General features: G+C 69.2%; 8 protein-coding genes. 5 read left to right on the top strand and 3 right to left on the bottom strand.

Features of this window, described 5'->3' with window-relative positions:
- Positions 1 to 1,332 (bottom strand): hypothetical protein (locus tag VNE62_12785; GenBank protein HVE93156.1); only part of this gene is annotated, 1,332 nt, incomplete at its 3' end.
- 181 nt (positions 1,333 to 1,513) lie between these two features.
- Here VNE62_12785 and VNE62_12780 point away from each other — a divergent pair.
- The 3 genes from VNE62_12780 to VNE62_12770 all read left to right on the top strand — a co-directional run bounded on the left by VNE62_12780 (position 1,514) and on the right by VNE62_12770 (position 5,222).
- Positions 1,514 to 2,251 carry a hypothetical protein gene (locus VNE62_12780; GenBank protein ID HVE93155.1) on the top strand — a complete coding sequence of 246 codons (738 nt, stop codon included), beginning with the start codon at positions 1,514 to 1,516 and terminating at the stop codon, positions 2,249 to 2,251.
- Between the two features lie 90 nt (positions 2,252 to 2,341).
- The gene (locus VNE62_12775) at positions 2,342 to 3,094 is read left to right on the top strand and encodes a GntR family transcriptional regulator (GenBank protein HVE93154.1); all 753 of its coding nucleotides are present in this window, start codon (positions 2,342 to 2,344) and stop codon (positions 3,092 to 3,094) included.
- Between the two features lie 37 nt (positions 3,095 to 3,131).
- Positions 3,132 to 5,222: a hypothetical protein gene (locus VNE62_12770; GenBank protein ID HVE93153.1), complete on the top strand. Its 2,091-nt coding sequence runs from the start codon at positions 3,132 to 3,134 to the stop codon at positions 5,220 to 5,222.
- A gap of 5 nt (positions 5,223 to 5,227) precedes the next feature.
- On the opposite strand, the gene VNE62_12765 is transcribed toward VNE62_12770, so the two are convergent.
- Positions 5,228 to 5,656, bottom strand: coding sequence for a type II toxin-antitoxin system VapC family toxin (locus VNE62_12765; GenBank protein HVE93152.1), 429 nt, complete (start codon positions 5,654 to 5,656; stop codon positions 5,228 to 5,230).
- Positions 5,653 to 5,889, bottom strand: coding sequence for a type II toxin-antitoxin system prevent-host-death family antitoxin (locus VNE62_12760; protein HVE93151.1), 237 nt, complete (start codon positions 5,887 to 5,889; stop codon positions 5,653 to 5,655). The genes VNE62_12765 and VNE62_12760 overlap by 4 nt, the downstream gene beginning before the upstream one ends.
- A 42-nt stretch (positions 5,890 to 5,931) precedes the next feature.
- On the opposite strand from VNE62_12760, the gene VNE62_12755 reads away from it, so the two are divergent.
- Positions 5,932 to 6,825 (top strand): ROK family protein, encoded by an 894-nt coding sequence (locus VNE62_12755; GenBank protein HVE93150.1) that lies wholly within the window; start codon positions 5,932 to 5,934, stop codon positions 6,823 to 6,825.
- A partial coding sequence (locus VNE62_12750; GenBank protein HVE93149.1) for a mannose-6-phosphate isomerase occupies positions 6,822 to 8,012 on the top strand: 1,191 nt, incomplete at its 3' end. The genes VNE62_12755 and VNE62_12750, both read left to right, overlap by 4 nt.

Below are 8,012 nucleotides of genomic sequence, written 5' to 3'. Positions count from 1 at the left end.
CACGGCGTGCCGCGCCGTCCACACCGTGGAGCCGCTCGCGGAATCCAGAGCGGTCGTCGTGTAGAGGCCGAAGGCGACGCCCGTCCACGTCGACTCCGCGGTCGCGACGTACACCTTCGTCCCGTCAGGGCTCGCAAGGACCCCCTGCGCCCGCTCAACGACACCCGGCACGTCCTGGTGCGTCACCCACAACTTGTCGCCGGTCGCCCCTGCGTAGGCAACAGTGGCCGCACCGGTCGGCACTTCTGTGACCGAGGTTGACCCGGCGACGTACGCAGTGGCCCCATCGGCGCTCATGGCTATGGAAGCGGACGTCGCTTCACGCCCGTCGGGTCGCCAAGCGTCTCCCCAGATCACGGCGCCGGTGGCGCCATCGTAGGCGACGGTCACGATCGAGTCGACGGCCGTAAGAGTGACGGCCGACCCCCTGCTGAACCCCGGTCCGGAGACCGTCACGCGGGAGCCGTCCGGAGCCGCGACGAGCCCAATGGCACGGCTCGTCCAGTCCACCCCCTCGTGGGCGAACGCACTTGTCCACAGCGCCGTGCCCGTCTTGCCGTCGTAGGCGATCGTCTCCAGGTTTGAGTCACCCCCCGAAACGAAGATCCTGTCGCCGGAGGCAGGAACGCTCAGCCGCACAGGATCGAAGGAGGCATAAGGGCCCGCCGCTGTCGCCTCCCACAGATGCTCTCCCGTGGCGGCGTCGTAGGCAACGGTGGCAACGGAATCGGGGTTCAGGGCGTCCGGTTTCGAGCCGGTTACATAGACCCGCGAGCCGTCGCCACTCACCCCGACGTCGCTGGCCGTACGCCCTCCCGCGGTGTCCGTCCTCCACAAGGCCTTCCACTTCTGGACCCCCGTCCGCGCTGCGTAGGCCAAGGTCACGTTCCAACCGGAGACGAAGACGGTGTTCCCGTCAGGGGACACGGCGACCGTGAAATCACCGCCCCAGTGTCCGCCGCTCGCAGACACGTCCCCGGAAGGCGGATCGGACGGCTCGCCGCTGTAGTCGGCGGTCCAAAGCGCTGCGCCCGTGACGGCGTCCAGCGCGAACGTCCGAATCGTGTCCCCGTGGTCCCATGCGATCCCGGTGACGTAGACGCGATCGGACCCGGGGCCGACCGCCACGTCGGTTGCCTCGTCGTGAGCCTCCGGATCGATCGAACCGGCGTCGTGCCGGTGAAACCACTCGGCGCACCGGACGACGGGACTGCTCGAACACGGTGAATGCGACGCCGCAGCAGGGGCGGGGGCGCCGGATGCGGGGGACTGCGTGGCGGCCGATAGCAGCGCGACGAACAAAGCGATTCTGCGACACCGCGTGCGAGGCAATTCAACCTCCTCGAGAGGACACCTATGAGTTCGTGCTGTCGCGCGACTCTTCCTGCCCCGGGGAAGCGTGGACCTCGCCCGGCCCGTGGGAGAAGGAATGTCAGGGTGACCGTAGAAGTTGAGTGCCAAGGGCCGCCGTGGGCGATCTACAGAAGAGAGTTGGCAACGGGGAGGGTGAGTGATGTCAGGCCGCAGGGGTGCGCGGATCTTGATCGTTGTGGCGGCGGCCGTCACGCTTGTCGCTGCACCATGGAACACACCGGCGTCCGCCGTTCTGCCGGGCGACGTCCCGATCCAGCCGGGGGCACCGATGATGGACCCCCGGGGCCTGTATGTCGGGGGCGACAACTTCTGCACGCTGAACTTCGTGTTCACGGAGCAGGCCCCCAACCCGAGGACTTACATCGGCGCCGCGAGCAGCTGCGCAAGCCACGTCGGGGAACGTGCCAGGTCGCCAGAGCTGGGGGCCTTCGGAACAGTCGTGTACGAGGAGGAGCAGATCGCTGTCGGCTTTGCCCTGATCGAGATCGATCGGGACAAGCTCCAGCACGTCAGCCGGGTCGTCAGAGGATTCGGGGCTGCCCCGACGGGCTACACGACGAGCCACGGGACGACCGCGGGCGATCCTCTGGTCACTCACGGGTACCCATACGCCTCTCAGCATGGGGCCCAGGCGGTCACCCGGGTCGGCGTGCTCGGGGGCGACACGGAGACGCACTACTGGTCTTCGATTCAGCCCAACATCCAGGAAACCGGGTCGCCGGTGGTGCGGCTGGACGGCAAAGCGGTCGGTATATCGAATGAACTCTCGGCGTTCTGGGGAACATGGCTGCCCGAAGCTCCCCCGGTCGCTCAGTTCCCTACCGTCGAAGGGATCCTGAGCTCGCGCAGATCAGCCGGCTTCAACGTCACTCTCTAGCCCCTCGTGACGGCCTGACGTTGCCACTGCTCTGAACTCCCAGGCCCCGGCCCCCTGGCAATCCTAGGATTACAGGATTACAGTGGCCCTGTGACCACTGCGCTGGCCCCCATCAGCCGCCGGGGACACCTTCCTTTTTACGTGCAGCTCGCGCAGATACTCCGGGACCACATCGCCGCCGGCGGGTGGGCCCCCGGGGAGGCGATCCCGTCCGAGGCCGACCTCGGCTCCCTGTTCGGTGTGTCCCGGACCGTCGTCCGCCAGGCGCTCGGGGAGCTGGTGGCCGAGGGGCTCGTCCAGAAAGAGAAGGGACGCGGCACGTTCGTCAGCCGTCCGAAGATCGCGCAGTTCACGGTCCAGGAGGTGCGCGGGTTCCACGAGGAGATGACCCAGCGCGGGCAGGAGGTCCGGACGCAGGTGCTGTCTCAGGGACTCGCGTCCGTCCCGCCGGAGGCAGCCCCCGAGCTCGGCGTCCCGATGGGCTCCCAGTGCGTGAGCGTCGAGCGCGTGCGGCGGGTGTCCGGGGAGCCGGTCGTGCTGGTGCAGACGTTCCTGCCGCTGCCGCGGTTCGCGTCCGTCGTGGACGCCGACCTGACCGACGCCAGCCTCTACGAGCTGCTCACGTCTCGGTTCGGCGTCCGGCCGTGCGGTGGCGTACGCAGCATCGAGGCGACGTCGGCTACGCACGAGCTCGTCGAGCACCTGGGGGTTGAGTTCGGCGACCCGATCCTGCGCGTCACCGCGACGAACCTGGACGGAGAAGGCGTCCCCTTCGAGTGGTTCCGGGCCTGGTACCGGGCCGATCGGACGACGCTGCAGGTGCGGATCGGACCTGCGACGTGAGAGCCCGCGCGCAAACCTCGCAACCCACGACTGCCTCGTGACCGAGCTCGCCGTGTCCTCCATCCCGACGCTGGACGAGCTCGCGAGCGACACGCTCGTCCACCGCTTCGGCGACCTGTTCAACCCCCCGGGACTCACCAACTTCCTCGGGTGCGTCCAGGTGGACAACGACCTGTTCGCCATCCGCGGCCTGAACTTCCCGCCCCTGGCGACGTCGGACATCACCACCGCCGCCCTGTACGTCGACCGCCGCTTCTGGCACGCCACCGGCTCCCCCGTGTCCTTCACCTGGCGCCCGGACCGCGTCGTACGCGAGTCGTCCTTCCGCGACCTGAACCTACGGACGACCACGGTCCTCGTCCCGGGACAGACGGCCGCCGTCGTCCACCTGGAGATCCACAACACCGGACCGTCGCGCACCGTCGAGCTGCGCATCGGCCTCCGGGGGTCGGTGACGAGGCACCCCGACCCGTGGACGGCTCCGCTCCCCCCGTTCGAGCTCGACAACGAGGTGTTCGTGGACGCCGGCCGTCAGGCTCTGGAGTTCCACTCCCGCAGGACCGGCGCCGTGTCGCTGCAGGGCGCCTGGCCGCGCGCCACGCTCATCGCGCCCGACGGCCTGCTGTTCGACATACCCATGGACGCCGGCGACCGCACCACCATCTCCTACGTCAACGTCCTGGCGGACTCCGTCGACGAGGCGCGCCGCGTCTACGACTCGGTCGTCGCGCGCGCCCCGGAGGTGATCGCGGAGGCGGAGCGCGAGTGGGACGAGGAGATCCGCGCCGTGTTCACCCCCGGCAACGACCGCTACTCCGGCTCGCTCCCGATCCTGGAGACAACCGACTCCGAGATGCGACGGCTGTACCACGCGGGGGTCCTCGGGGTCGTTTACTTCAAGCGCGACTCGCCGCACTCGGCGATCGGGCGTGGCTACGACACGCTCATGCCGCGCTACTGGCAGACGACCACGTTCCTTTGGGACTACAGCCTCAGCGCCACCGTCCACGCGATGCTCGACCCGGACGTCATGCGCGGGTACCTGCAGCGCTGGATGGGCTGGGACGCGCACCGGCACTTCGGCATCGAATGGATGTCCGGGGGCCCGGTCGGCCAGTGGTACTCGGTCAACGACTTCGCCATGTGCAAGACGATGCGGGAGTACGTCCGGTGGACGGGCGACAGTGCGTGGCTGGAGTCCAGTTTCACGTCCGCCAGTGGGGCTCGGCGGCCGGTGTCCGACTACGTCGTGGACTACGCCACGGGCTGGGAGCGCCTGAAATCGGCGTCCGGACTTGCCGACTACGGCGGCATCGACAACCTGCTGGAGTGCGTGAGCACCTACGTCCACGAGGTGGCCAGCCTCAACGCCGCCAACGTGTTCAACATGCGCTGGGCGGCGGAGGTCCTGGAGGGGCTGGGGCGGGGGGCCGAGGCACGGGACCTGTCCGAGCGCGCGGCGCGCCTGGCCGGCGACATCCACCAGCAGCTGTACTCCCCCGGCAACGGCTATTGGAACGCGCGGCACCCGGACGGGCGCCTGGTCGCCGTTCGCCACTGCTACGACCTGATAACGGTTCTCAACGTCTTGCACGACGACCTGCCGGAGACCACGAAGGCCGAGATGGTCCGGTTCTTCTTCGAGCACCTGCACTCCCCCACCTGGATGCACGCGCTGTCGCCGGACGACCCCGACGCGATGTTCAGCGTCCGGCCCGACCACCAGTGGAACGGCGCCTACACGGCCTGGCCCGCGCTGGCGGTGACGGGGCTTTACGCCATCGGTGAGTCGGCGCGTGCCTACGAGTGGCTGCGCGGGCTGGCGAAGTCCGCCAATCAGGGACCGTTCTCGCAGGCGCACTTCGCGGAGTCGGTGGTGCCGGCCGACTCCGGCGGCGCCCGCAAGGCGTCCCCCGAGCTTCCGTACATCAACGACTGGGCCTGTTCGTCCGGGGGGGCCTGGGTAAACGTGTTCATCGAGTCGCTGTTCGGAGTCCGGACGGGGGCCGGGGGCTTGACCGCGTCGCCCGCGTTTGAGGGGTTCGACGCGGGGGCCCGTTTGGTGGGGCTGCCGTTCCAGGGGGCCCTGTACAACGTGGACCGCCACGGGGCCCACCCGCGGCGGTGACCCCTTTAACGAGCCTCGTCCGGAACCCTCACCTCGACGACTTCCAGGTTCCGTATTCCCCTGAAGTCAGTGGGGTTGCACGTGTACAGAGGCAGCCCGTTCGAGATGGCGATGGCGGCGATCATTGCATCGTAGGAGCGTGCCGACGTCTTCCGGCCGGACTTTCGCAGCGACGCCGCCACGCTGCCGAACGCCCTCGCGGCGCCCGCATCGAAGGGGAGAGGGTCGAAGTCCGCCTCCGCCTGTTGAACCTGCGCCTGGCGGGCGGCCCGTTCGGCTCGGGTCTTCGCGACCAGCGGACCTACCGACAGCTCCGCCAGAGTGATCGTGGAGATCATGGGCCGCTCCGGAAGGACTTGGGCTCCGTCGAGGAGGGGCAGCAACAGCAGCGTGCTCGTGTCCAGAAGGCCCTGATCGCGCCGGGCCGCCGTCACAGTCGCGGCTCGAACACCGAGTCGATGTCCTCACGCAGCTTCGTGCCGCTGACGGAAGGTACCCGCCGCCACCTGCTGAGCAGCGTCGCAGCATCGAGCGGCCGTCTTCTCAGTGGACGCAGCTCGGCGACCGGCTCTCCGTCCCTGGTAATCCTCACCGACTCGCCGCGCAGGACACGCTCCACCACATCTCCGCCCCGGTTGCGCAGGTCCCGCATGGTGACGTCGTCCATCCGGACCACCGTATCACGCGTGAGACAGTCCGGGGGCCGGGCATGACGGAGGTCTTCGCCATCGACCTGGGCGGCACGCGGTGCAAGTCCGCGGTGGTAGAGGTTCCGGGCTGGCGGACGCACGACGAATGGAACTGGGAGGTCCGCGGGGAGCGGACGGGTCCAATGGCGCTCAAGGTCGCGCTCGAGCGGGCCGAGAAGATGATCTCGTCGCACGGGTGCACCTCGGCCGCGTTGTGCGTCCCGGGACTGGTGGACGAGCGGGGCGTCATCGTCTCGCTGCCGGGGAAGCTCGAGGGCATCGTCGGACTCGACCTGCCGGCGGAGTTCGAGTCGGCCACCGGACTGCGCGCGATCGTCCTCAACGACGCGGTCGCCTACGGCGTGGGCGAGACGGTCGCGGGAGCCGCGAAGGGGGCCGGGTCCGCGGTCGTGGTCACGATCGGCACGGGCGTGGGGGTCTGCGTCGTCCGCGACGGCCGCCCGGTGGGGCGCGGAATGCTGGCCGGCGGGATCCTCGGGGGCCAGATCCCCGTGAGCGGTTCGAGCTTCACCGACACCAGCGGGCGCACCGGAACCATCGAAGCCGACTGCCTCGCCGACCGCATCGTCGATCAGGCGAACCTCCACGGCGGCACGTTCGCGACCGTCGTGGATGTCTATAGAGCCGCCGCCGAGGGCGACGGCGTCGCCGTGTCCGGCATCGATGCATACCGACGAGCACTCGCGCGCGGACTCGTCGCGCTCGCACACGCGCACACGCCGGATGTGATCGTCCTGGGAGGGGGGCCGATGACGCGGGACAACCCCGTCTTCACCGGCCTCCAGGAGTTGCTGGACGAATCTCTCTGGCCCGGCTACCGGGCGGAGGTCCGGTCGGCAAGCCTGGGGGACAAGGCGGCTTTGATCGGACTAGCGCACCTGGTCGCCGGATGACCGCGTCCGGCGGCGGCCCCCGCGACCTTCGGCTCCCCACCGGGCGGACGGCGCCCGGCAACTACGACCTGCGGCCGTTCGTGCCGTCCGGGGTGGCGTCCGAGTGCACCTCCGGATGGGACGCGGTGACGCGCGCGATCCACTCAACCGGCGCGCGCGTGGTGATCGTCGAGTGCTACCCGGGGGTCGCGCGCGGGGACGTCCTGCGCCTGGCTCCCCCGGACACTCTCCTCGTCGATGCAGCTGACGCTCTGCTCCCGCCGGACGAGATCCGCCGGCTGACGCAACCGTTCGTCACGGACGACCCCGTCTTCGGACGCATGGCCAGGCTCGGCCTCCGCGACCTGTTCGACCCCACCGCGTCCATGCGTCTGCGCGAACGGATCGCGTCGCACGACGGACGCGTGTTCGTCCACGGCACGGGGGCCTCGATGCTCTGCGACGAGGGCCTGCTCGTTTACGCCGGGCTCCCGCGGTGGGAGGCGACTCTGAGACAGCGCCGTGGTGAGTCGTCATCGCTAGGCCTGGACGACGCGGGGTCTCGTCCGGGCGAGTTGTACAAGCGGGCGTTCTTCGTCGACTGGCGCGTGGCCGACCGCCACCGCAAGACGCTGTGGGATCGCGTTGGGTTCATCCTGGACACCACTCAGCCAGAAAGGCCGAAGCTCCTCGACGCGCGCACCTACTACCGCGCGCTGGCCGCGGCGGCCCGGCGCCCGCTGCGCGTCGTGCCCACGTTCGACCCGGCCCCCTGGGGCGGACATTGGATCCAGCGCGTCTGCGACGTCGGACAAGACCGGGACAACATCGGCTGGTGCTTTGACTGCATCCCCGAGGAGAACTCGCTGCTGCTGGGGTTCGGCGACGAGCGTTTCGAGTGTCCGTCGATCGACCTCGTTTTTCGGCACCCGCGCGAGCTGCTCGGCGAGGCCGTGTTCGGACGCTTCGGCGACGAGTTCCCGATCCGTTTCGACTTTCTGGACACGATCGGCGGCGGCAACCTGTCCCTCCAGGTGCATCCGCTGACGGCGTACATCCGCGAGAAATTCGGCATCCCCTACACGCAGGACGAGTCCTACTACCTGCTGGACGCCGAACCGCACGCAAGCGTCCTCCTCGGCCTCCGGACGGGCATCGACCCCGACGAGATGGTGCGCGATCTGCGAGCCGCCGATCAGGGCCGCGCC

It is taken from the genome of Actinomycetota bacterium (genome assembly GCA_035536535.1).
Taxonomy (GTDB): domain Bacteria; phylum Actinomycetota; class JAICYB01; order JAICYB01; family JAICYB01; genus DATLNZ01.
Note: the sequence above shows the minus strand (reverse complement) of the source record. Positions and strands in the feature narration are given on the sequence as shown.

What these genes read in the sequence shown, in the direction of transcription:
- VNE62_12780 (HVE93155.1), top strand. Translation starts at nt 1,514, where the DNA reads ATGTCAGGCCGCAGGGGTGCGCGGATCTTGATCGTTGTGGCGGCGGCC.
- VNE62_12760 (HVE93151.1), bottom strand. Translation starts at nt 5,889, where the DNA reads ATGGACGACGTCACCATGCGGGACCTGCGCAACCGGGGCGGAGATGTG.
- VNE62_12755 (HVE93150.1), top strand. Translation starts at nt 5,932, where the DNA reads ATGACGGAGGTCTTCGCCATCGACCTGGGCGGCACGCGGTGCAAGTCC.